The sequence below is a fragment of the Actinacidiphila alni genome (assembly GCF_900112845.1).
Lineage (GTDB): Bacteria > Actinomycetota > Actinomycetes > Streptomycetales > Streptomycetaceae > Actinacidiphila > Actinacidiphila alni.
This window is the reverse complement of record NZ_FONG01000025.1, coordinates 1-24217: the sequence shown is the minus strand read 5'-3', so window position 1 is coordinate 24217 and position 24217 is coordinate 1. Positions and strand designations below refer to the sequence as shown.

The following is a 24217-nucleotide window of genomic DNA, read 5'->3' as shown; positions in this document are numbered from 1 at the left end:
TCACTCCTCATCCATGGTGTCGACGCCCTCGAGCCAGGCTCGATCAACGGCACGGTCCTTGAGCATGCCCAGGGTCGAACGAAGGTAGCCGGACAGGACCTCGCGCGGCATCATCACGAGCTGTTCGGCGTACCAGAGCGGCAGCGGCTTCATCCGCGGGTTGTCGTTCAGCGTCAGGAAGGCGGTGATGCTGGCCAGCCTGTCGAGGGCCTCGGAGTCCCACTGCCCCGGAGCACCGACGGTCTCGATCTTCCAGATCGGCGTTCTGAGGCCGACCTGGATGTGGAAGCCGATGAGCCCGTGGTTCGCGACCGTCCGAGGCTCGAAGCGCTTCATCTGGCGTCCCAGCGCTTCGTAGTAGTAGGCGGCCGTCCGATGCCCTGCGCGCAGGGCACCACGGAGAAAGCGGAGAATACCGACCCGCCGCAGCTGCACCCACTCGACTTGCACGAGGTCCAGCGCTTCGCTGCCGATCGCCTCGGGGGAACCCGCCGATCCCTTCTCACGGAGCGCGTTCAAGACGGCGGCGTTGAGGTCGCGGCGCGACTGAAGCGAGACGAGGAACGGACCGTTCGGGTCGTTCGGGTAGATGGACGGCAGGAACCGCTGCCAGAACGCCTCCATCACCTCAATCAGCTCGCACCACTCCTCCTCGACGTCGGGCTCGGCGAGGCTGAGACTCTGCTCGGCACGCGGGACAAGGAGCGGGATGTCGACGAAGATGACATCCGGTTTCGTATCCGAATCCAGCAGGTCCGTCAGGAGCTGGTAGACGAGGACGTACTCCTTCCACGCAAGTCGCTCGGACGCGTCCAGGAAGTTCATGTCGTTGATGTCGACGCGGCTGTCCTGGAAGCCCTCCGTCACCTGGTTGCCAGACACGACGATGTCATGACGGAGCGCTGCAGCTCCATAGAGAATGCCGCCCAGGGCGGGCATGCTCCGGCTCTTGGAGGAAACGCCGACGGCGTAGACGCGATCGAACCGGCGCGACTCGACGCTGCGGATGATGCCGCCACGCACGAAGAGCGGAGCCTTCGAGTCGATGTACCGCATCTTGTTGGCGATCTTCCCGGCGGTGCCGGGAAGCCGCAGGCTCATTGCCGCGGCGAGTGCGCGAGCCAGCTCGATGCTCTTCATGTCGTCGTCTCCTCTGAGGCAAGCAGTGCCCTGAGCTCACGCAGGTACGCGTGCATCCCGCGCCCCTCGAGAAACCGGACGAGAGCCCCGCGATCGCTCGGTGCCGACGCACCGGAGGCCGCGAGCCCCTGACGCGTGAGCTCCTCGATGGCTCGACCGACGTCATTTGCGCTCAGGTCCACCCCAAGGAGCGCCCCGGCTCGAGATCGCAGGAGCTCTGCTGTCTGTGGGCCGCCGGCCGCAAGGAGCAGCACAACGGGGACGAGTACCCCTTCGCCGACTGCCTCGGCCTTCGGCGGGCTCGACGGCCGCCGTGCGATCTCCCTGGCCTCCGCCGTGATCGACGGAGTCCACGACAAGAGGTGCCCAAGCAGGCTCTGGCGATGCGCCTCGTCGGTCAGCGCCGTGTAGGTAAGCAGCTGGAGCGCGGAGAAGAACACCGGACCCGCGGTGTTGGTCGCCTGGTACCGGAGGAGCACGGGCTTGTTCTGGGCATCCACGGCGAGCACGCCTGCGCCGAGCACTGTGTCGAAGAAGTGGTCCGACCGGACCTTCACCTCTCCGCCGAGGACCTCCTCGAGCGCACCGTCGGTCATGCGAGCAGCCGAATCCGCGGCGCGGCGTCGGGCTCCCAGCTGGACCGGCGTCTCGAAGTAGCGGCCGAGGACCAGATCCGTGAACGGCGGCACGACGATGACGGCGACCCGCGACCGCGCGAGCGCGGACGATAGCTTGCGCATGTCGACGAGCCGCTCGACATCCAGCAACCCACCGACGACGACGAGCGGAGGCCCCGACGGATCAGCCAGGAGCCGATCCATGGGAACGCTCTCGACCTCTGCCGTCTGCGAGAGGACGCCGATCTCGAACAGGTCAGCCTGTGCCTCGACGATGCGCGCTTTCATCGGAGCTCCAGCTTCGAGCGGATGAGCTTCATCTCCTTGAGCTCGCGAATCGCGTCGGCGTGGTCCGGGTGGTGGTCTTCGTCGTAGGCGCCGGCCTCCAGATCGCCGGAGATATCGACCCACAGACCGAAGTGGAGGCCCTTGCCAGCACCCTCAAAGAAGCCTGCGCCCTCCTGGGAGACCTCGCTGTTGAACGCCTCGTAGCGCGCCTTCGTGGCCCCGAAAGTCGCAGCCGGCGTCGGCTCCGCCTTGGCGGCCTTCCTGTTCGACTTCAGGACCCGGTTGAGCGCGCGCAGTTCCTTCTCGCGGATCACCTGCCGGAGTTGCGTCTTGAGCTCGTCGAGCTTCTCTGTGACCTCCTGCGGGAGCCGCTGGACCGCTTGGGCGGTCGCGACGACCTCGGTCTCCAGGCTCTTCAAGAGCTCGGTCTCTGCCACTTGATCGATCAGCGATTGCACCTGCTGCTTCAGGCCTCCCTCCACGAGGCCGCGGAACTTCTGGACCTCGAGCTTGAGCGGGTTGAGCGATGCCTGCACCAGTTGCGGAGCGTCGGCCGTGAAGTCGCCCAGCGACTGCCATGCGGAGGCGGCGGCCTTGTAGTCCTTGACCGCCTTCGCCCACTGCTCATGGAGCTTCTTGAACTGCGCGAAGAAGCTACCGGGCTGCTCCTTGCTGATCAGGTCCCTCAGCGCGTCCATGCGCTTCCACGAGTGTTCGTACTGCGAGTTGACCAGGTACTGGTCGATCATCAGCGTGTAGGACGCGACCGGGATCGTCGCCATCCGCGTCTTCGTGCCTGCCGCGGCGGGCCCTTTCACTGCGTTCTCGAGTTCGGACTTGATGGCCTTGAGCGGCAGCGTGACCGGGGCGATGGGGAACGGATGGCCCTCGGCCTCATCGAGCGTGGCCGCCTCGCCTAGCAGATGGTCGATCTCCTCGATCATCTCGTCCCGAGTAGCCAGGAACGTCTTCTTCAGCCACGCCAGGAAGGTGACGCGTTCCCACAGCGAGAGCGTCGAATACCGGGTCTCGTAGGACGGGATTCGCGGCGGCGAGCAGTCGAAGTGGAGCGTCGTCTCGCCTATCTCAAGCGGGCACACACCGAGGATGCGCTCCTCGATGTCCAGGACCTGAGCGACGATCGTCTTGAGCGATCTCTCGGTCAGGCTGTCGATGTCAGCGGTCAGGTGGTCCGAGCTCACCTGCTGGATCTTCCTTTCCGCCGTCACCAGCTGCTGCTTGGCCGTGGGGTAGTTGTTGTTCAGCAGAATGCTGGCCTGCGTCGGGAACAGGTCGGTGAGCGTCTTGACCGAGTCCTTGCACTCCCCTTCGAGCCAGGTCGACGCCGACTGGCGGCGGCTCTCGAGCATCGTCCGGTCGACAGCCTTGTAGAGGTCGTTCTTCTTACGGACGAGCCCGATGCCGATGAGCACTTCGAGGATCTGCTCGAGCTGCTGCGGTGCCTTCATCTCGCTGTCGGGCACCGCGAAAAAGAAGCTGTTGGCGAGCTTGCTCACCGCCGACTGCGTCTTGAGCTCTTGGAGGAGCGCGAAGAAGCACCGGGGCACCTTCGGAAGCAGGCTGCCGTCGGTCGTCAGCACGCCGAGGAGGTCGCCGTACTTCCACGCCACAGGTGGATCGATGTTCTTCTTCGCCGCCTGCCGGCAGTTTTCGAACTCCACGTTATTCAGGGGTCCGCCGGCCGTGTCGACGGCTGCATCGAGCGAGCAGTCGTTCGCCAACATGTAGCGGTAGCCCTTCGCGAAATCGGCTGTGCTGCTGCCGGTCTTGCGGCTCCAGATGGGAGCGAGGAGGTAGCCGGTCTTGCGGAGTCCGTTCGCCCACTCCCGGCTCTTCGCCTGCCACTCGTCGCGGTAGGAACCCTCGAGCCCCTTCGCGACTTTGCTCAGGCGTGCCTCGTGGGGGTTGTAGGCGGAGCCCCGGCCCGAGTACTTGAGAAGGAACTCCTCCTCCTGCGACACGAGGCGCCGCGTCAGTACGCAGCGGCGAAGGGCCGGCGACGTATCGAGCTGCTGCTCGAACGATGCCACGTCCGCGCCTGCCGGGAACAGGACGAGGATCGGGTGGACCCGCTCGAGGCCGATGTAGGCGCGCAGCTTGTCGAGGGTCTGTTGCGCGTCCAGGCAGTACACGACCGTGCACCGACCATCCGGCGTGACCCGAAGCCCGTCGAGCGACGGCGAGCCAAACGCGGAGGTGAGCGCCTTGTGCGGAACGTCCTTGAGCCCCGAGATGTGCTTGGTGGCCTCATCCTTGAGGTGGTCGTCGAGGAGCTTCGCGAGGCCAAGGCAGATCGCCGTCCCGCGCTTCGCCTTCGTCTGACTGATGCCGCGGACGTACTCGTCGAGCGAAGCCTCGTACTTGCCGTCCCTGAAGAAGCGAACACTCTCAGCCGCCGAGACCAGGAGCTTGTTGAACTCGCGCCAAAGCCGGAACGACATCCCTATGAACCGAGTCCCGTCGACCCGGTACTCCGCCTTCGAGAAGATGCGGTGGAGCGACTCGGCCGCGAACTCGATGCCCTCTCGCGGGTAGAGCGCCGCCAGCTGCTCGCCCCATTTCTCCAGGTCGGCGTAGACGACGAAGTCACCAGCGGCGCCCGGGGCTCCCCCGACCGCAACGGAGAACGCTCGCAATGCCTCGAGCAGTCCGACGACGGACACCTCGCAGGTCGGGGTGAAGTACGTATCCGTCTTCCCTTCCTGCGCCTTGAAGCCGAACTCGGGGCGGGTCAGCTCGTTCGCGAGCGCGCGCTCGTCGATGTGAACCTGAAAGAGCTCCGCGAAGGCGTGTCCGCGGCCCGCGACCTCGTGGGCGAGCAGCGCATCGGCCATCTCCTCGGTCAACGCCGCCTTCGCCGCCCCGCCGACCGGAGCCGGCAGCTGGCCGTACACGAGCCGCTCCAGCTCCTGCTCGGGGACCCCGGTTACCTTGCCGAGCAGGGGGAGGACGGCGTCGTCGTTGAAGATATGCTTGGCCCGGGCATCGGTCTTGGCAAAGTCCTTCAGGAGCTCCCACGCACTCGAGCGGTAGCCGCGCTCCATGTGCCGGGCGTACGTCTCGTGGATGGACGACATGATCACGTTCAGCCAGCCGAAGTTCCGGTTGGCCGAAAGGAACGCGCCCTCGAGCGTCCCCACCGGGTACTCGACGGCGTGCGGGTCGACCAGACCGCCCTTAATGTGGTCGACGTAGCTCTGCACGTCGGTCAGTTGGTTCGGCTCGATCGTGACCGAGCTCGCTCGGCGCAAGTTCGGACCGATACGGATCTGGTCGCGCATGCCCACGCTGCACAGCAGCAGAAAGTTCACGTCCGGATGCTGGTTTCGCCAGTTCTCGTGCTTGATGACCTCCGAGACCATCAGGAGGTACTCGTCGTCGACCTTGGTCTGCGTGTCCTCGCGAAGGCCCCGTTTCAGGTCACCGGGCGTCTCGACCTCGTCGACGATGATCCAGAGGTGGTTCAGGCCAGCATCGCCCAAGACCTTCTTCGCATCGCGAAGCCGATCCTCGAACGATCGCGTGTCGTCGTCGACGAGCGAGAGCGCCTTCAGGTTCACGCCCTTGGCCTGCATCGCCGCCTTGAGGTCCTCGTAGAGGTCCCGCGGCCCGCCAGCGGCAGGGTCGGCGCGCAACGTGTGCCGCAGGGCTTCGACCGCCAGGCGAGCCACCCACGTCGCAGCGTCGAGCGCGTCGTCGCACACGGTGCTGTAGCGGATGTAGAGCGGCAGGATGCCATCCTGCAGCGCCGGCTCGAGCACACGCGGCTTCTTGTCTGGCTGATGGAAGGGCGGGATGACGTACTCGTTCTTGTTGAGTAGCCACCGGTCGACGTGGCCCGTCGCTTCCGCGATGAGCTCGTAGCCAAGCCGTGTCTTGCCCAGACCCCAGTCGCCGAACGCGATGAAGAAGCCGGCGATGTCGTTCGCGGCACCGTCCCAGAAGGATCGGCGGAATTGGTGGAGTGCGTTGAACACCTGGTTCTGGCCCACCATGGAGAAGGAAGGCGGATAAAGTGCGACCCCCTTGGCGGCCCACGGTTTGGTGATGGTCATCGGTCTTCTCCCTGCATCTCCCTGGAGGAACCCGTGGGGGTCTGCTCCGCAGTCTCGACGTTCATGGTCTTGTAGAGGGGCGTGAAGTCGATGCGGACGCGACGTGCGCCGGGCTCGCCGAACAGCCCTCGTCCCATGCGGGGCTGTCCTGGGTGGCGGTCGAGCAATCGCAGCTGCTCGTGGTACATCGCCGTCCGGATGTAGCTGTCGAGGACGACGGCTCGATCCTCGTCCGGCACCTGAAGGAGCTCGCCGAAGCGCTCGCTGAGCTGACTCACGATGAGAAAGTCCTCGGAGTCCGCGCAATCGCGAAGCGCCCGCGCGAACGCCTCGTCGTCGGTCAGCCGCACAGGCGCTGCTCCCTCGAATCCGAGCTCGACGAGGTTCTCCACCGCCAGCGCACCAGCGAGTCCACCGGCGTCCAGGCCCCAGGTCGAGGGACCACCATCGAAGGCTCGGATGTGGAAGAACACGGCCAGAGCCTTCTTGAGCGCGGTCGGTAGGTCGTTCGTCGAGGGTGTTCCACCCTGGACGCCCTCCCACACGACCGCCGCGGTTTCGCCCAGAGCCGAGAGGTCAGTGCGCCAACACGGCCCGAGGGCGAGCTCGGCGTTGTCGCGCAGCAGCATGTTGAAGCCGTCGCAGTTGCGCTGTGCGATCTCGAGGACATCGCCCTCGGGCGACGTGAGCGACACCGCGCCCGTGGGGATACCGCCCGGTGCCTCAACTCCCAGCTGCCAGCCCGCAACGCAAAGCCCGATCACCAAGCGCGCGCGAGGCTCACGTCGAAGCAGCTGCTTCGCGAGGGCGCGAGCCCAGTCGACGTCAGCGTCCGCCTCGCGAAACGCCTTCCCCAGCGCGACGCCTTCCGCGGTGGCCCGGAGGCCCTTGTCGACCCGCTCGAAGAGGCTGATCCCGTTGATGCGGTAGCGGGCGCCGCTGCGCTCCATCCCGTACGTGTTGATGACGCCGTCGGTCCCCTTGCCGCGCGGCGCCCCGCCCCTGAACTGCATCGTGGGAGCGATGTCGAAGACCACGCGCTCGAGATCGGCCCGTGAATAGACGCGGCCTGGCTCGGCACGGGCCGCCGCCTCCGGGTACTCCTGGATGCGAGCCGCCTCGCTCCATAGAAACAGTTTGGGGAGCGCGATACGCACCAACGGCGTGTTCATGCCTGTCCTCCGTGGAAAGTCGCCAGGAACTGCGACAGGCGAACGCGGTAGGGCTTTTCGCCCCGGTTCTGCAGGTGTCCCGGATGAGCCTTGATCTTGGATTGGTAGTCGCCGGTCAGACGCAGCACGTCGCCGTCGCGCTCGAACACATCGAGCAGCTCGCGGTTCTTCAGCATCACGTGGACGGCGCCGGCCCAGAGCGAATCCTGGGTGCTGGCCCCCACCAGCCAGTATCCGACCTGCTCGAGCATCGAGCGGACGTGGCGCCACAGAGGGCCCCGCCCGGCGCGGTCGAGCTCGAGATGCGCCACATCCCCACCGACGTGGATCAGCGCCGCCACATCGCCCGCCTCGGCCGAGGTGACCTCAGCGAGGGCACCTTCGACGAGCTCGAACATCCCCTTGTCACCTCGAAGGAAACGGGCGTCCTGCGCCATGTCTCGATGCAGCGAAAACCACCGCGTCTTACGATCGTCACTCACGGCGAACTCGTCCGAATGGAGCTCCGCCAGCGCCGCCCACACCTCGTCCCGGTAGTGGAAGACCCGCCGCGGCTGGCTGCGCATCCAGTCGACTGCCAGGTCGACCTTGCGAGGCATCATGCGGCACCTCCCTCCGACGCCCGCAACGCGAGTTCCTCGACCATGCGCTTCTGCAGCTCCTTGCCGGGCCGGAACACGGTGCGCAGGCGCGCCGCCATCAGCGACGACTGGTAGTCGTCGTCGAGCACCAGAAGCTCGTCCTGGTGGCGCAGGATTCGGAGCTCGAGGAGGTTCCGGAGCAGGTTGCCCATGAGCTCGTCGGAGACTTGGCCGTCGACGAGGCCGAAGGGTGCGTATCCCTGCGCGCGAACGAGGTCGCCGAGCAGCTCGGCCACGCGGCCGACCCCGCGGGAGCCCACGAGCACCGAGACGTCGTGCAGGGCGCCAGACGCGGGCACGTAGAGTTCCACGGTGGGCATCGTCGACGCTGGCGAGCGCCAGGCGCAGATGCCCAGGTGGATCACCGCGGCGTAGAACGGGTGCTTCACCACGGCATCGCGGAGATGTTCGACGAGCACTTCGTTCAGCGGCGCGTCCTCCTCGAACATGCGCTGGCCACGCGCATCGACGATCGGGGCGCCGCTCAGCACGCCGAAGCGCTGCGTGTTCCACGGCTGCGGAATAAAGGCGCTGCCAAGGCCGAACCCGTCCTCTCTACTGAGCGGCAGAGGGCGCAGGACCGCAGCGCTCTCGACAGCGACGGGCAGCGCCGCGCAGGCGGGGCCGAAGCGCCGCAGCGCGAACTCGAAGAGTCCCTTCGGACGCGCGGAGTGTCCGAGTGTGTAGCTGTCCCAGGCGGCGAACGACCGCGAGCGCTCGAAGAGGTCGGCCATGCGAGCCTCGAGCTCAGCCGACGTGAAATCGACCAGACGCTTGTCGTCCTCAAGGGGCCCAAGGAAGGCGTTGAGCTCAGCCAGCAGCGGCGCAAGCCCGTCTTTCGTCCACTCTTCGAGCTCCACGGTCATGCCCGCGCGGCCGGCATCGACCAGCCCTTCGACGAGGATGCTGAGCAGGTAGGCGCGGTACTCGGGCACCGCGAAGCACAAACGACGGCCGGCCTGCTGCGCGTCGCACTCAACAAGGTGCACGAAGGGCTGCGTCAGGTGCCAGGCCACCGGACGACCGTGCTCGTCGTGAACCGCCTCGAGGGCACCTGCGTTCTCGAACACCGTGACCCACGGCTTAGCGCCGAGGTCATCGGCCTCGTAAGCCGACACCTCGCCCCACTGGGCAAGATGCTCGAAGAGCGCGACCGCGTCGTTCGGGCGGGCGGGCAGACTCATGCCGCAGCCTCCATGACGAGTTGACAGGCCGCTCGCGCGCTGTCGGCCGCGGCCCAGCGGCGGAAGTTCGTCGCCGCCTTACGGGAGCGCAGGACGACCCACTGCTCCGGCTTCTTCGGATCCTTCCTTATGCTCCAGTCCCAGCCCGACCATCCGTCGGCGGCGTACTGCTCACCGCAGGGAGCTAGCCTCCAGTCAGGCAGCCGGAGCGCCTCGAGATCGCCGATCATCTCGGACGGCGTCTGGTATCGGGCGGCGGCGTCGGGCGCGACCGCCTTGTTGATGATGCGCGCCAGGCTTTTGGGCACGTATGGCTGCATCCGCCCGAAGGAGATCACGCCTTTGCCGGACGCTGCCCGGACCAGCGCCCGGTCGACCACCTTCTGCCTGTCGAAATCGTCGACGCAGCCGCCCGATGCCTCTGCCAACTCGCGAAGCTCCTTCCTCGCCTCGCGGTCCAGGTAGGCGTCGTCGTTGTACGGCAGAGCGCCGTGGACCATCTCGAAGAGCACCAGGCCCACCTGGTAGAGGTCCGACCGCACGTCGTAGCGGCTCGGCGTCGCCCATCCCTCGACCGGCACGTAGAGCGCGCTGTGGCGCGAGGCGGTCACACTCGCACTCGCATGAGCGAGTCGTGCGACCGAGCCGAAGTCGGTGATCTTCGGCCAGATGCGCCCGTGACGCTGCGAGATCAGCACGTTCGCGGGCTTGATGTCCCGGTGAACGAGGAGTGCCTGGTGAAGCTGCGCGAGCCCGTGGAGGAGTCCAATCGCCGCGCGGACGGCCTCCATCATCGGCAGCGGGCCACCGCTCAGGCGCGAGAGGATGCTGCCGCCGCCGACATACTCCATGGCGACGAGGACGAAGTCGTCGCCGAGGCGCTGTGCGTCGTGGACCCGCACGAGGTTGCTCTCGTTGCCCTCGGTCCTGGTCGCCTCCACGAGCAGGCGCGGCTCCGCGAAGAGGTCACCGCTCGGATCGGGATAGAGGACCTTCAGGAACACCGGCAGGTCGAGGGGTACGTGATGCGCACGAAAGGCGTACGCGTTCGCGCCCTCGGTGTTCTCCGCCTCGAGCCTGTACTTCCCGGTCGCAGCGATGAGCTGCTGGACGTCCTGAAGGGTCGTGCTCATTCGTCGAGCCCCCACCACGCGACGAGCACCGCGTCACGCCAGGTCTTCGGCTTGAAGTCCGCGCCGCCGTTCAAAACGTTCTCGGGAGAAGCAGACGTGATGGACGCGAAGCGCTTCTCCTGCGCACGGAGAGATTGCGGCGCGACAAGGTCGACGGTCAGCTCGAGCTCAGCACCCACCAACTGGACGATCCCCTCTGCCTTGACGCGCGAGGCCGACGGCCCTCGAAACTGCGAGGAGCCGGCCTGCAGGACGCAGATTCGCTCTACTCCCTGCTCCGCCAGGAAGGTCGAGAGCAGCCTTCGAAGGCTCACCAGCGCGTGCCCCTCACACGCGTCGGCGGGCAGCTTCTGCGACGTGGACGGAAGCGGCAGAACGCGGGGTTGAGCCCGGCTGCCATCGAGGAGCGCCCACTTGAAGTCGGCCGAGCTGGGAGCGATGCCGAGGACCTTCATGCGTCGTCCTCCGCCAGCTCCGGGATGTCGTCCGCGGTCGGTGGCTTGAGCGTTCCGGCGATAATCGCCTGCACGTCCAGGGTGCCCTCGATCATATCTTCGACATCGGCCTTGGCCTCGTTGACCAGGTCGACGGCCAGCTCGTTGAGGACCTGATGCCGAACGATCCGCTCCCCGACGTAGGCCTGATCCTTGGCACCGAACACCGGGATCAAGAACGCGCCGATGTCCTCGGGGTACACGCGCCGCTGTCGGATTCCGCGTGAGTACCGATCATTCTGCATCTTCCCGAACGCCGAGTTGAGATACAGAGCGAGGAAGCCGGGATGAAGATCCTCGCCATGGCGAAGGATGGACACATCGCCACCGACAGCCATCGGGAGGAACTGCGGCAGCACGACAGCCGCTTCCCCTACGGGCGGGCCGACGGAGGTGTATACGACATCTCGCCCACCGAGCCGACCGCCGTGGCGGTCATGCACCGACTGCGTGACGCGCAAGCTCGGGTTGCGCCAGCGAATCTCCTGAGGGTCGATGTCCGAGGTGAGAATGCACGGGATGGGTGCGGCTTCATCTCGCTCGGGGGTGGAGGATCGAGTGATATCACTGCGAAGCAGCGAGCGGAGCGGCTTGACCGGAACCCCAAGGCCCGCGAGATGTGCTTCGAGTGCAAAGTAGCGAGGGAGGTAGAACTCGCCTGTCAGACGATCGGTGAGGGCTCGGGCGTCGACGACGTTGGAGAGATCCGCACCCGGGCCGAATTTGGACGTCCGGAGAAGTGCGTCGAAGTGGCCGATGGCCTCCGCACGAAGGCTTCCGGAACGCGCGCGACAGAGCTCCGCCAACTCGACCTTCGCGCCGATGTAGTCCTGGATGCGCCGGTCGGGGACCGGAATCTGGAAGCGACGAAAGGAGTGCGGGTCGATCCAGGAGATCACAGAGTTGGACACCCAGCGTCGCTTCAGAAGCTGTCCGGTGTTAGACAGGAGGTAGGCGAGAACGAACCTGGGATTCACCGAGTCGGCCAGAGTTAGACGCCAGAAGCTCCCCGAGACAATACAGTTGGCAGGAACACTTGAGTCGACTATCGCCACTCGGCGGGTGTTGCCTTTCACCTCGACAAGCAGGTCCCCTGCCTTCGCGCAACCGCTGACGGAATAGTCGTCGAGCCATTCGGCATAGCACCAAGCAATGTGGTTCCAGTCAATCTCGCCGTTCATTCCGACATCAGTCGGACGAATATAGGGCGTGTAGTCTCGATCCTGGGTTCTTTCCGAAAAGCCCGCGATCCCGATGTAGATCCGGTTCGAGTCGCGCCAGAGATTGTGGAACCTCTGTGTTGGAACACGCCTTAGCCTGCGCTCTGCTTCTAGGAAGTGGGCCTGGTAGAAGTCAGCATCGAGTCGAGCCTCAAGCTGTGTCGCATCCGCCCAGACGTGCTTACTCGCTTCAGCCATGAGAAGGCCTCCGTGAATAGGCGTCAGAGATGCCCAGAAGGTCGTTCCCAGCCGGGTCAACCGCTTCTGTCTTGCCCTTCTTCAGGTACCCGACGTGCTCGGCAACGGCCATGAAGACTGCGCCTTGCTTCTCAGCCGGATGCCGCTTCTTCTGGAGGTAGAGGAAGCTGGTCTTGGCGCCCGTGCCCGCGATGGAGAAGGTCTCGGTAGGCAAGCTCACGACCGCGCGAACGATCGCCCTTCCGCCGAGAAACTCTCCCGTTTCGTCGTCCTTCGTCCCCATGATGTACTCGCGAATGTAAGCGTCCGTGTAATTACAGAGGATCCCATCGGGCACGACGATGAGTAGCCGCCCGCCCGGCTTCAGAAGCTGAAGGTTGCGGTCGATGAACAGCGAGGCCGGGTCAGCCTTCTTGAGCTCCTTTCGCTTTGCCCGGTTCCCGGGGGCCCACGACCAGCCGAGCTCGAGTCCGCGCGCCTCATCGCGCATGCGCGCCAGCCCGCGTGGATCGTCATACTTCCCGGAGCCGAACGGTGGATTGGTCAGGATGACGTCGAACTTCCCGATGAGTCGATCGATATGCGGGTCGACCAGCGAGTCGTCGACCTTCAGCAGCTGGCTGTGGTCCTCGCCGTACAGCAGCATGTTGATGCGAGCCTTCTGGATCGATCCCGCGGCCTGGTCGGCGCCGACGAAGCTGTGCCGCTTCATCTGCGAGAGCCAGCGCAGCTTGTCATCGTCGGAGTGGCCGACGTGGCGGTCGTCGAGCACGCGCCGCTTCACCTCACGCAGAGCGCCGATGGGGAAGCGCCCAGTACCGCAACAGATGTCGCCGACGAGGAAGGCGGGGAGCGCGGCTTCCTCGTCGGTTTGGGGGTTCCAGCGCTCGCGTTGCCCGTCGTCGCCCCGTCGGGCCCACAGGTCCGCGTCGGGGATGTCGTGGAAAACCATGCGGGCCATGCACTCCACGACCTGGCCAGGCGTCAGGTAGGTCGCGAGCCCTTCGTCGCTCGCGTACTTGCCGCGAAGGAACACGTCGAAGGCCCAGCCCAGCAAGTCTTCGTGGATGAGGTGCGCCCGCATCTCGCGGGCCTTCTCGCCGTTGCCGAGGAGCTCGCGGTCGGGCACGGAGAGCCGGATGGGCTTGCCCTCACGATCGCGAAGCTCGAGGGCTTCGATGGCGAGGGCGAGGACCTCCGGGTTCTCGAGACGCAGCGGCTCGTCGTACGAGAAGATCGTGTGCACCTCGCCAGTGATGTCGGTCGCCTTGTACTGCGGGAGGTTGTTGATCTCGCGGAAGGCGTCCTTGAGCTGGATGACCGCGTCCTTCTTGTGCTCCCGCACGTGGCTAGCCGAGTAGACGTCGGCGAACCGCTTGCCCTTCGCGGCGCCGCTCGTGAGCACATAGCCGGGCGCCTTCTCAAGGTGGACCTTGAGGAAGAGAAGCTTGCCGAGCTCGTCGATAGCGGCATTGGTGGGCTTGACGCCGCCGCGCGAGTAGATGGCCTCGTGCAGCTGATCGAACTTGCGCTGGATTGCCCGGAAGTCGCCACGGTGGTACTCGGCCGAGACCTCCTGCACGAGCCGGGTGCGGGACTCGGAGATCGGCCGGGCGACGGTCTTCCACTCGTCCCGGGCCGGCAGCGCCGAGACCTGCGCGTCCTTCTCGACGTCGAAGATGAAGTCGTTCTCGTCATCCCATACCCAGACGAAGCGAAACGGCTTACCGGCGGCGGCGCCGAGGCCGGCCTTGAACTTCGCGTCGTCCTGCACGGCAGGCCGCGAGGCATCGCCGGGCTCGCCGCTGGCAAAGAGGATGATGGGTTCGTCCTCGTCGAGCGCGACAAGCTCGGCGGTCGCCGACATGGATCCGTCGCCGAGCGGATCGAAGAGCGCGAAGTCGTCCTTGATCTGCTGGTAGCCGAGCTGCGAGAGCTTTTCCCGCGCCCCATCGCGGAGCTCGTCTGTGGTGTTCTTCCTCTTGGCCATGGGTCCTCTCGCTACCGTCGCCGGTTGAAAATGTTGGTGCCCGCCACGACGAACTGCTCGGTGAGGAGCTCGCGCACCAGGTGCTCTGGCAAGCTGGTCTCGTTCGCTACCGCCCGCACCGCGCTTGCCAGCGGAGCACCGAGGCGGCCGTCGAAGAACTTCTCGACGGCGTTTCGGACTCGGCTGTCGTCGGTGTTCGCCGTTCCCCGCGCCGCCCACATGTCGTTACCTGTCCGTTCGAGCGTCGGATCGAGTCTCATCAGCAAGAGGGCCCGCTCGGCACCTCCCACCTCCGTGAGCTCGGGGACGGCCTCCGCAACGCGCTCGGGCGTCGCGGGACCGCGGCCGATCAGGAAGTCGCGGATCTTCGAGGTGATTGGGCCGATCATGCTTCCTCCTTGAGCGGGAGGCGCAGCTGGGCGTCGGTCGCCTCGCCCCGCGAAGTACTTTTCGAACGCCGGATGCCTTTGACCGGCGTGAGCTGCAGGGCCGGCCAGATCGCGGCGACGCCGTTGATGGCCAGCAGGTCCTGCGGCTCCAACCACGCCGAGTGACCAACGAGCTTGCGCTCCTTCGGGTTCGCGGCCTCGTCGATGATGCGGCCGAGGATCGCGCAGAAGTGGCGGGCGCGTCGCGTGACCGTGGCCTTGCTGTAACGGAAGCTCCAACGCCGCAGGACGCTAGCGACGACGTCCGGGGTCAGCACGTCGTCGCCAGCCACGCGCCTGATCTCCTCAAAGATCGCGCGGCCACGAACCCCTTCGAGGATCACGCGAGGCTCGAAGCGAAAGCTGACGTAGCGGCGCCCGAGACTGGTCGGCCGGGTCCCACCCTCCTTGAACAGCCGGGCCCAGCGCGCGGCCGCCAGGTAGTAGTGGACGTTGCGGAGGTTCTTGAATTCGATCTTGTGCTGGAGCCACGTCGGGTCGTCCTCGCCTAGCACGACCATCTCAACTATGCGCTTCAGCGGGGCCAGTTGCATGGCTTGTCGTACGACCCGATCGCGTGACGCCATGTTGTTCCTCGGCACGACGGCAAAGCGAGGCGCCGACCCGAGTGCCCGCGTGAGCACATCACTCCGCACAAGGCGACTCCAGCCCCCAGGAGAGCTCATGCTCGGCGCCACGGCGTTCACAGCGCCGCCTTCTGGAGGTAGTCGTCGGCAGCTTCGATGAGCGCGGTCCGCGCCAGCAATGCCTCGCGGCGACGCTGCATCGCTCGGGTGAGCCGGGTCTCGAAGTCCTCTCGCCAGACTTGACCCAGCACCGGGACGAGCAACTCGTCGAGGTCGCGCTTGTTGACAAATCGCTGCACGGACCCGGAGGAGAGCAGCCGCAGCTGCGTGCGGACGAGGGAATGGGCGAGCGCGACAGCGAAGACGCGGGGCGTCTCGTGGAAGCGGAGGGCAGTGAAGGTGGCGCTCCCGAGGAGCGGCTGCTCCTCGGGGCCGAGCTCCTCGTCAAGGTAAGCGACCTGGTCGCCCGAGCCGGTCGTGCACAGTAGGACATCGCCCACCTCGAGCCGCTGCCGCATGCGCGAGGACAGGTCGGACAGGGGCCGAACCTCGCCGCCCTCAACAAGGAAAGTACTCTCGTTCACGTCGTCGGCCTGAACGGCGAAGACCTCCTCGTCATCGGCGAGGCCACGAAGGCTCGTGCCCGCGGGCTTCGCAAGCTGGAGCAACGGCCGCATGGCCGACGATGCTGCCGAAGAATGGCGGAACACGCGCCCGCGGTTGAACGGGACGTCCCACCGGTCCGCCAGCTGCGATCGGAGAACCTCGATGGCGGTGCTGGGGGGCTTGACCCCGGAGACACAGTGGTCTATCTCGGTGTGGATCGCCATCACAACCGCGTTGAACTCGGCACGGGCGCTCGCGGTCAGGTCGACGGCCTGCTGGTACTGCAGCCCGAGCGACTCCTGCAGGCTGCGCGGGGGCAGCGGGATCGGGAGGCGCGCGATGTCCGAGAGGCGCAGGCGCGGCAGCGCCGACGAGCCACCGCGGTACGCGAGGTCACGCAGGATCCGGTTCAGCGTCGGCGTGCAGAACACGGCGGCCAGGTACTCGGGCAAGACCGCCGGCCGGGGCCGGATGATGGTTAACTCCGACGACACGGCGAGCTCTGCAGGCATCCCCGACTGGACCGCGGCCGCACGAAACGGCTGGGCTGCCCGCGTGAACAGGACGTCGTTCTCTTGGACGTTGATCCACTTGGCGACGGTGCCGTCGACATGGGCCATGCCGCTCAAGTCCAACTCGCAGGGCCGCACGTTGTTCAGGCGGAGCATCGGGATCCCCGATGCAGCCGAAGGCAGGCGAGCCCCGTCGTGGATGGACTCGACGATATCCTCGAGGCTAACGTGTCGACTGCCCTCCGAACTCATTGTCGACCGCACCAACTCGCGCCCGAGGTAAAAGGCCGGGTCGAGGCGAACGTGCCGCTTGCCGAGGTCGGCGCGGGAGAGCGTGGCTACGCGCATGTGGCTACCTCGCGTTCGAGGAAGTCGTCGAGCTTCGACCGCGCCGCGCCAATGTCGCCGCGGAGGTCGTGCGCCTCCACGTCGACCATGAGGATCGGGTAGTCGTCGGCCGACGCCGGCTTGCGGAGTATCACGACGGAGCACTTCACCCCCGTGCCGCGGAGGCAGGTTCCGGCAGGCAGGCTGACGACCGCCAGCAGACGCACGTGTTCGAGCAGCCACTCGCGGAAGTCCGCATGCCCGGCGCTCGAGAGCAGGCCCTCGGGCAAGACGGTGACGAGGAGAGCGCCATCGGCCATCGCCGCAAGCGCGTGCTCGATGAACAGCAGCTCTGTAGGCACGCGGCTGCGCACCTTGCCCCCGCGCTTCGACAACTCAAACCTGGCCAGCTGGGCTCCGCTCAGTTGGAGGCCGATCGGCGGGACGACGATCACACCGTCGTAGGACCCATCGAGGTTCGACTGCAGGAAGTCAGCGAACACACGCTCGACGCTCGGAAGCATGCGCTCCAGCAGCGGCTCGAGCAGGCGAAGCTCGGCCGGAAGAAAGATCGTCCCCTCCGCGCCGAGGAGTGCAGCGATCTCCGCCCCGGCTCCGCCTGAGACCAGGAGACGACGAGCGCCGAGCTGATGCCCGCGCACCAACGGCGCCACGCTCTCGGTCAGCCCGGAGAACTGGCCCTTGTCGGGAAGCAGTGAGGACAGCGCGACGACGAGACGGACCAACTCCTCGGGCGCGTTCGGGCGGAGTCGAAAGCCGGCCAGGAGCGCAGCCGCCGTGCGGAGCGGTTCTACTGCGACCGACTCGTCACCACCGAGACGCGACACAGGCACACCGCCCGTGGGGCGTACGAGGTCCGGCCCGAATACCTCATCGCCATCCAGGCGAGCGACCATCTGGGCGACGCCCAGCTTCGTCGCATCACTGTGACCGGCGGCCGCGTGAATCAACTGCCCCCAGGCGCCAAGGACTCCTACCGACGGAAAGTGGCTGCGCTCGGCGACGGGCAGTGCCCGCACGGGGACGAGCCCCCCCTCATCGCGAGCGTAGAACGATGGATAGCTGCCGCCGTCGACGATCACGAATGCGTAGCCCTCGCCCGCGAGGAGCTCGAGGTAGCGGTCGGACACATCACCGCGCTTGGGGCGAAGCAGCACACCGCGCTCACCGCCAAGCATGAACTCCCCAGCGAGCGCCAGCCGTCCGATGACCGGCTGCGCGGCGTCGGTTACGTCGATCCCGAGGCTGCTGAGGTAGGTTCTCGCGTCCAAGACCATCTCTCCATCACGCGCTCACGCGCCCATTGAGTTTCGAAGGGTAGTCAGGACGAGAAGTGCAGTCAAGAGCCATCACGCGCTCACGTTCCCAATGGCTCGTTCCAGTCCGCGGCTGCGCACAACGGCGCCCAGACACTCGGACCGCCATCGGTGAGTCCCTGGAACTCGTCGCGCCGGCGAGGCGTCGTATAAGCCAACGACGGCCTCCACCACGTGGTGCGGGCTGGCCCGGCCGAGGCCGCGCACACGACGTTCCGCATGCTCTCCACGCTGGACGACTCCCCCCCGGCCAGGGCTGACTCGTCAGCCTGATCACCATCTGAGCACCGCGGTGCTGGTCGAAGCGGCACACCACGGACCAGGGGCGTACCACCTCGAGGCCCGCTGCTGGCACCGCGGGCTCGACCCGCGACTACTGCTCCCCGGCCTCGGTGGCCACGACGATGCACTGGACCGTTGGTGCGAGGCCGAGGCTGTGGCCGAGGAGGGTCCATCCCCGCGGGCGCGGGGAGCAGAACGACACCTGGCAGCCCGCACCGTCCCAACGAACAGACGACGGGCATGGGACCGCGGGCCGGAGACCGAAACCGGGCGGCCGCAGCACCTTCGGGCGCTGCTCCGCACAACTTCCGCACCAGCTCCAGCGGTACGCCAAGGCCAATCACGGCCAGGCGCGGGCACGCAGACGCGAGGCACCAGACGGCACGGGAGCCGCCTGACCAGCAGGTACTCCCGCCAAGCACCAGTGATTCCCAAGCTCAGAGCGCGGGTTCGATTCCCGTCATCCGCTCTTTGAATCAAGCCCCAACCCACCGGTTGGGGCTTTTTCATTCCACCATTCCCGGCGCGAGCAATTCCAGTGCCTCTTCCCACCGGAAGGCGTCGGCCCTTCCACCGGATTTCGGCGGATGCGGCGGCTGCCCGCCAATCAGGACCCCCATGCCGCGCAGCAGCGCCAGGCTCGGCCCGTACGCCGGATGCGCCGCCATCGCACTGTTGACGTACGGGAGCACCGCCGTCGGAATGCCGAGACCATACGCCTCGCACAGGATGCCCAGCGCCAGCGTGTCCGCGATTCCGGCGGCCCACTTGTTGACCGTGTTGAACGTGGCCGGCGCCACCGCGATGGCGTCCGCCGGAGGCAACGGCCGGACGTCACCGGGCTTCCGCCACGCCGAACTCACCGGATAACCCGTCTGCGCCTCGACCGCCGCCTGGTCGATGAACCCCAAGGCCAGAGGCGTGGCCACCACCCCCACACCCCAACCCCGCCCCTGCGCAGCCGAGATGAGGACCCCCACGTCCTTCGCGACCCCGGCCGCGCACACCACGACGTACAGGAACGGCTTCCCAGGCCCACCGCTCACGCGGACACCCCCAACGGCAGCGTACGACGCTTTCTGCCGGCAGGCGGGGTCTACGCTGCGGCCAGCGCGTGATGGTTTGTCTTCGCACGCCGATGATCAATGGTGGCCACGTCAGGTCGCGCAGCGGCTGCCGGCCGGGCTGTGGACGGGAGGGCTTGTGCAACGTGGCGAGGTCTGGTGGGTCCGATTCGACGAGCGGAGGTTGGTCGTACTGCTGTCGGGAGACGACGCGTCCGGGTTCCGGGGGATGCAGGTCGTCGCTCCGGCGGGCCTCGACATCAGCGGTCTGGGCATCGAAGTGGCGGTCGGCGCCGGTGAAGGGCTGCCGATCGAGGGCGTGCTGCGGCTCGCGTTCCCGCGTCCGGGCTTCACCCCGTGCACGTGGCTGACCACCGTGTCCCGGGACGACCTCATGGAGCGGGCGGCCGTCCTGTCTTCCGGGAAGCTCAGCGAGATCGACGATGCCCTCCGACGCGCCGAACAAGAGCAGGAGGGGACCCCGGCAACGACCGCGAAGCTCAGCGGGATAAGGGAGGCCCTCCGTCGCGGTGACCTCGGGTAGACGGAGACTCGGGCCGAGCGGTGATGCGGGGGCCGTTGAGGTCGGTGGGGGCTGCCCATCGCGTCGGGGTGTCGGTGGGCGGCTCTAGTATGAGCCGACCTCCGGCCGTGATCGGCGCCGCGAATGGTGCGGACGGCCGGGGCACTCGTTTTCCTTGGGGGGATACACCGAGTGAGACTTCGCGCTCTTCTGCCTGCCGTGACGGCCGGCGCGCTGCTGACAGCCGCGCTCGCGCTTCCGGTAGCCGCAGCCGATCCCGGGCCTTCCGGGCCGGGCCGACCGGCTTCGCAACCGGCCGAAAGCCCCGGTACGGCAGACGTACCGACAACCACCGAGGCCGACCCGCCCACGGACACACCCACAGATCCGTCCACGGGCACGCCTACGGATTCGCCCACGGTCACACCCACCGACACCGCGAGCCCGGAGCCCACCGACAACACCGCGACGCCCGATCCGACTGGTCCGACCGATACGACCGGTCCCGCGAGTCCCGATCCGACCGACACCACCGCGCCGCCGCACCGGTTCCAGGTGTACTCGGTCGGGAACGCCTGGTCCGACCACTGGAAGCTGTCGCTGTCGGTGTACAGCGAGACCGCGGGGGCGGCGGTCGCGGGCATCACCGCGCACTTCCGGGCGCACGGCGCTTCGGCGGAGACGCCGGACGCGGCGACGACGTCGGAATTCGTGACCGACCCGACCTACGGCAACCGGGTGTCGGCGCAGCGGGTCGTCCTCCCCGCGATGGGTGTCTACGACGTCTCGGTGGACGTCACCGACACCACGGGGAACGTGGAGCACTTCGCCGACGCGGGCCGCTTCACGTACGCGGCGCGGGTGTCCGTCGGAAAGCTCGCGTCCGACCGGAGTTCCGTGGACTACGAGCACCGGTCGTACACCGTCTCGGCCCCGGTGACCGTCACCGACCCCGGCACCGGGGCGCCGCTCGACCCGGCGGGGGTGTCGGTCGCCCTGACCGACCCGAACGGCAGTCCTTACGACACCGTCGCCGTGGCGTCCGCACGCGCGGACGGGCGGGTCGCCGCACCCGTGACGGTGACGCGCGGCATCACGTACCGGACGGCGAGCGCCGACGGCACCGCCACCGCGGGTTACCCGTACTTCCTCAGCGGCAGCGACCAAGTACCGCTCACCGTGCCGGCGAAGGCGGAGACCACCCGGATCCGCATGCTGAGCGGCAGCAACATCAACGTTCCCAGAGGCGGCCACACCACGATCAAGGGTGTGCTCGAACGGCGGGTCGGGTCCACGTGGGTGGGCACACCGGGCCAGAAGATCTACGCCCTGCAACCCGCGTACTTCTCCGCCACGGTCACCACCACGGCCAACGGCACCTTCTCCGTCACCAGCGGGCCGGCGGGCGCGTACTACTTCTGCAACTACTGGGACTACGACCCGTTCCTGCTGAGCACCGACAGCACCAGGACGCCGGTCTACGTGCACATCCCGACGACCAGTCGCGTGACGCCGTTCCACGTCAGCGAGGACGAGTACGGCGAGGCCGTCATCGACGGCCACCTCGACCTGCACGGGTCGGAGTTCGCGAACAACACGCACTCCATGACGATCCAGTACTCGTCCAACGGCAGGTCGTGGCACACCGTCGGCACCACCCGGATCGGCCGCCAGGGTCTGTCCGGCGACGAGTTCAGGACCTACGCGACCTACGGCGGCCAGGCGAACGGCTACTGGCGGGCGTACTTCCCGGGCACCCCCGACTACTCGCCCTCCTACAGCACCGCGGTCAAGGTCTACCGCACGCCCACCCGCGTCACCGGTGGCAAGCCCGGCCACACCACGGTGCGCAAGAACACGTACGTCGGTCTGGGCGGACATGTGCAGCAGCGGAGCACATCGGGCAGATGGTCCGGGGTCTCCCGCACCTACGCGTACCTGGAGTTCCGGCCGGCCGGCAGCAAGACGTGGCATTACGTCAGCCGCGTGAAGACCGATTCCAAGGGCACCTACCACTTGCGCGGCAAGGCGACGCGCAGTGGCACGTGGGTCGTCGTGTGGTTCACCACCGACAGCCGCCACATCGACTCCAACGGCCCGGAGACGTACGTCCGGGTGAAATAGCCGCTCGTACGCCCGCGACGCCCCGCCCCCGCCGCCGGGGGCGGGGCTTCGACTTCGACTTCGGCATGGTCACGGTCGGCGCCCGGCCGGGGCGCACTGATCCGATGGGATTCGACCGCCCTGCGCAGGCGGTCCAGATGGGCGGACGGCACAGTGAGGTGCGGGGGGGACGACGGCAGCTGCCTCGGCGCTCTCCGGCCGGGCGGCGCCGTCGATCGCCAGGTCACTCATGACGTCGAGCAGCAAAATCTTCTGGTCGGGCCCGAAATAGTGCCGCCGGATCTTGCGTACACAGGCCAGTACCGTGCCGTGGAAGCTGTCCTCGCCGGCAGGAGCGCGCATTCCGCACCGTATCCGTCAACCGCGGAATGAGGATTATTCGGCGGTCGGTGAGGCCATGAATGCCTTCACGTTGACGACGGATGCCGTGGTGGCGGTCACCTGGATGTCGTGGTGGGGGCCGGAGACCGTGAAACGGACTCCGGGGGGCGGATTCGGCGGGGGTGAGGGTGATCGTTTCGGGCGGGGTGCCGTGCCAGGCGGAGATGCGGAGAATTCGGTGATCGCGGCGGGGTTGTCCAGCAACAGGGGCCACTGGGACGGCCGTTCAGATGCGTCCATAGAAACTCCGCTCCCAGACCTCCGGCACACCGTGCCCGAAGCGGAATCGATCGACCTTACTCACGTAGGAGTGCTCTTCTCCCTGCGCCGTGACCCGGTACGCACTCGGCTTGCCGACCAAAGCATCGGCAGTGGCCGTGAACCGCAGGGCCACGCCGTCCGCGGCAACCTCCACCCGTACCCGCCGCTCCGGCTCGGCCTCCAGCGTCTCCGGGCAGTTGACCGTTTCTCGGGTTCTCGTGCGGCCGTACGTGTACATGAGGCGGTTGATGTCCGGGATCGCCGGGCTCCCGGTGGCCCGTCCAGTGGTCCTGGAAGGTCACCAGGTCGCCCGAGTCCGTCAGATGGTCCTCTTCCCGGAACATGATCGGCTGATGATTGGCGTCGAACAGTTTCGGGCTGCCCTGCCAGCTCGGTCCCGTGGAGTACACGTAGCGCACTCCCAGCGGTTCCTGGCACTCCGGCACGCCGGCGTCCCGGAGAGCTTTGGCCTTCTGGTCCATGTAACTGGGCACAGGGTCGCCGCAGGCCAGACCGAGCGGATCGATCCACGCCAGGGGATTGAGAACGTAGGCGTGGTGGTTGGGCGCCGGCGCCAGTCCCAGTGGGTCCGGGCTGATGTATGCGGCGGTTTCGGGTGCGTAGAACCGGAACAGGTTGTAGTGGAGTCCGGTCTCCGCGTCGAAATACTGGCCCGGGAAGCGAAGCGGACAGTCCGCATACCCTTGCGGCGGCTCACTCGCTTCTCCCCACGGCGTCGAACGTTGTCGCCACGCCACTGCCCCGTCGCCACGATGCCCCGGACCGATCGCCGCCCGGTCCGTTCACGTGACGGTGGGCATCAAGTTCCTGGCATTGACGCCTTGATGAGGTCGCGCGCCTCTTGGCCGTACAGGGCTGATGGCTGCAGAAGGCTGAATGCCTTGCGGAATATTGTGAGGCGTTCCGGATCTGTGATCGTTTCGGCGCCCCGGTAGCCTTCGACCTCGAGACGGCGGTCGTCGAATATGGAGAAGCCGTCGCCCGGGTAGACCTGGAGGCGGGCCCGGGCGGGGATGATTCCCAGGGTGAGTCCGGGGCGGTGGGTGGCGTCGAGGAGGTGCCGCAACTGGCCCCGCATGACCTCGGCTCCGCCGATGTTCGTCAGCAGGGCCTGCTCACCGAGCAGCACATGGTAGGTGCGGCCCTCCTGCCCGATGTACCGCGCTCGTGCGGTTCGGGCCGCGACGCCGGCCTCGATGTCATCGGGGATTGCCAGGAAGTCGACGACGAGCCGGAGCATGGCGGCGATTGTCCCGGACACGGTCCGGGCCGTGTCCGGGATCCGGAGTTCTGGCCGGGACCGGTCGGTGGGTCAGAGGAGGGTGTTGTAGGCCTGCCAGCCGTCGCTGATTTTGGTGCGGGGTTTGAAGGGGGATTGGGGGTTGCCGGCGCCTTCGTAGTACCAGAGGCCGGTGGGGTCGGTGGCGAGGAGGTCGTTGTGGCCGTCGCCGTGGAGGTCGCCGACGCCGAGGAGGTGGGTGTAGGTGTTCCAGCCGGGGCCGATCGGGGTGCGGCGGGCGTACGGGGCGGCGGTCTTGCCGGTGCCGGCGTAGAGCCAGAGTTCGCCGGTGGTGTCGCGGGCGATCAGGTCGGCGTGGCCGTCGCCGGTGA

At 67.0% G+C, this 24217-nt stretch carries 20 protein-coding genes and 1 pseudogene; 2 read left to right on the top strand and 19 right to left on the bottom strand.

The features are described 5' to 3' along the window. The 15 genes from BM076_RS30595 to BM076_RS30525 all read right to left on the bottom strand — a co-directional run bounded on the left by BM076_RS30595 (window position 1) and on the right by BM076_RS30525 (window position 19278). Complete coding sequence (locus BM076_RS30595; protein WP_093716996.1) at window positions 1-1140, bottom strand: hypothetical protein; 1140 nt, start codon at window positions 1138-1140, stop codon at window positions 1-3. Then, entirely contained in the window at window positions 1137-2045 is a 909-nt protein-coding gene (locus BM076_RS30590; RefSeq protein ID WP_093716995.1) for a hypothetical protein, read from the bottom strand. The genes BM076_RS30595 and BM076_RS30590 overlap by 4 nt, the downstream gene beginning before the upstream one ends. Next, on the bottom strand, window positions 2042-6121 hold the full coding sequence (locus BM076_RS30585) for a hypothetical protein (RefSeq protein ID WP_093716994.1): 4080 nt from the start codon (window positions 6119-6121) through the stop codon (window positions 2042-2044). Before BM076_RS30585 ends, BM076_RS30590 begins: the two co-directional genes overlap by 4 nt. Further along, entirely contained in the window at window positions 6118-7293 is a 1176-nt protein-coding gene (locus tag BM076_RS30580; RefSeq protein ID WP_093716993.1) for a hypothetical protein, read from the bottom strand. The genes BM076_RS30585 and BM076_RS30580 overlap by 4 nt, the downstream gene beginning before the upstream one ends. Continuing rightward, on the bottom strand, window positions 7290-7895 hold the full coding sequence (locus tag BM076_RS30575; RefSeq protein WP_093716992.1) for a hypothetical protein: 606 nt from the start codon (window positions 7893-7895) through the stop codon (window positions 7290-7292). The genes BM076_RS30580 and BM076_RS30575 overlap by 4 nt, the downstream gene beginning before the upstream one ends. Continuing rightward, window positions 7892-9118, bottom strand: coding sequence for a hypothetical protein (locus BM076_RS30570; protein WP_093716991.1), 1227 nt, complete (start codon window positions 9116-9118; stop codon window positions 7892-7894). The genes BM076_RS30575 and BM076_RS30570 overlap by 4 nt, the downstream gene beginning before the upstream one ends. Beyond that, window positions 9115-10251: a serine/threonine-protein kinase gene (locus BM076_RS30565; RefSeq protein ID WP_093716990.1), complete on the bottom strand. Its 1137-nt coding sequence runs from the start codon at window positions 10249-10251 to the stop codon at window positions 9115-9117. The genes BM076_RS30570 and BM076_RS30565 overlap by 4 nt, the downstream gene beginning before the upstream one ends. After that, window positions 10248-10706 (bottom strand): hypothetical protein, encoded by a 459-nt coding sequence (locus tag BM076_RS30560; RefSeq protein WP_093716989.1) that lies wholly within the window; start codon window positions 10704-10706, stop codon window positions 10248-10250. Before BM076_RS30560 ends, BM076_RS30565 begins: the two co-directional genes overlap by 4 nt. After that, window positions 10703-12163 (bottom strand): restriction endonuclease subunit S domain-containing protein, encoded by a 1461-nt coding sequence (locus tag BM076_RS30555; RefSeq protein WP_143120679.1) that lies wholly within the window; start codon window positions 12161-12163, stop codon window positions 10703-10705. Before BM076_RS30555 ends, BM076_RS30560 begins: the two co-directional genes overlap by 4 nt. Continuing rightward, on the bottom strand, window positions 12156-14153 hold the full coding sequence (locus BM076_RS30550; RefSeq protein ID WP_093716987.1) for an HsdM family class I SAM-dependent methyltransferase: 1998 nt from the start codon (window positions 14151-14153) through the stop codon (window positions 12156-12158). Before BM076_RS30550 ends, BM076_RS30555 begins: the two co-directional genes overlap by 8 nt. A gap of 11 nt (window positions 14154-14164) precedes the next feature. Further along, complete coding sequence (locus tag BM076_RS30545) at window positions 14165-14542, bottom strand: hypothetical protein (protein WP_093716986.1); 378 nt, start codon at window positions 14540-14542, stop codon at window positions 14165-14167. Beyond that, the gene (locus tag BM076_RS30540) at window positions 14539-15135 is read right to left on the bottom strand and encodes a hypothetical protein (RefSeq protein ID WP_093716985.1); all 597 of its coding nucleotides are present in this window, start codon (window positions 15133-15135) and stop codon (window positions 14539-14541) included. The genes BM076_RS30545 and BM076_RS30540 overlap by 4 nt, the downstream gene beginning before the upstream one ends. Window positions 15136-15284: 149 nt before the next feature. Then, the gene (locus tag BM076_RS30535; RefSeq protein ID WP_093716984.1) at window positions 15285-16634 is read right to left on the bottom strand and encodes a restriction endonuclease subunit S; all 1350 of its coding nucleotides are present in this window, start codon (window positions 16632-16634) and stop codon (window positions 15285-15287) included. Then, entirely contained in the window at window positions 16625-17905 is a 1281-nt protein-coding gene (locus BM076_RS30530; RefSeq protein WP_177246693.1) for an N-6 DNA methylase, read from the bottom strand. The genes BM076_RS30535 and BM076_RS30530 overlap by 10 nt, the downstream gene beginning before the upstream one ends. Before the next feature lie 833 nt (window positions 17906-18738). Beyond that, window positions 18739-19278, bottom strand: a complete 540-nt coding sequence (locus tag BM076_RS30525) for a flavoprotein (protein WP_093716982.1) — start codon at window positions 19276-19278, stop codon at window positions 18739-18741. A gap of 157 nt (window positions 19279-19435) precedes the next feature. Here BM076_RS30525 and BM076_RS30520 point away from each other — a divergent pair, with 157 nt between their 5' ends. Together BM076_RS30520 and BM076_RS30515 are read left to right on the top strand one after the other, a co-directional pair. After that, window positions 19436-19840, top strand: a complete 405-nt coding sequence (locus tag BM076_RS30520; protein WP_093716981.1) for a type II toxin-antitoxin system PemK/MazF family toxin — start codon at window positions 19436-19438, stop codon at window positions 19838-19840. Window positions 19841-20374: 534 nt separating this feature from the next. Continuing rightward, entirely contained in the window at window positions 20375-21943 is a 1569-nt protein-coding gene (locus BM076_RS30515; RefSeq protein ID WP_093716980.1) for a hypothetical protein, read from the top strand. Between the two features lie 607 nt (window positions 21944-22550). Here the strand turns inward: BM076_RS30515 and BM076_RS36875 are convergent. The 4 genes and pseudogenes from BM076_RS36875 to BM076_RS30500 form a co-directional block, all read right to left on the bottom strand. Further along, window positions 22551-22823, bottom strand: coding sequence for a hypothetical protein (locus BM076_RS36875; protein WP_177246692.1), 273 nt, complete (start codon window positions 22821-22823; stop codon window positions 22551-22553). Between the two features lie 7 nt (window positions 22824-22830). Then, window positions 22831-23343 (bottom strand): annotated as a pseudogene (locus tag BM076_RS38360) (RHS repeat-associated core domain-containing protein); the annotation flags it as partial. A 62-nt stretch (window positions 23344-23405) separates the two neighbouring features. Then, window positions 23406-23846, bottom strand: coding sequence for a DUF5753 domain-containing protein (locus BM076_RS30505; protein ID WP_093716978.1), 441 nt, complete (start codon window positions 23844-23846; stop codon window positions 23406-23408). 72 nt (window positions 23847-23918) lie between these two features. Beyond that, the coding region (locus BM076_RS30500; RefSeq protein WP_143120677.1) for an FG-GAP repeat domain-containing protein at window positions 23919-24217 on the bottom strand (299 nt) is incomplete at its 5' end.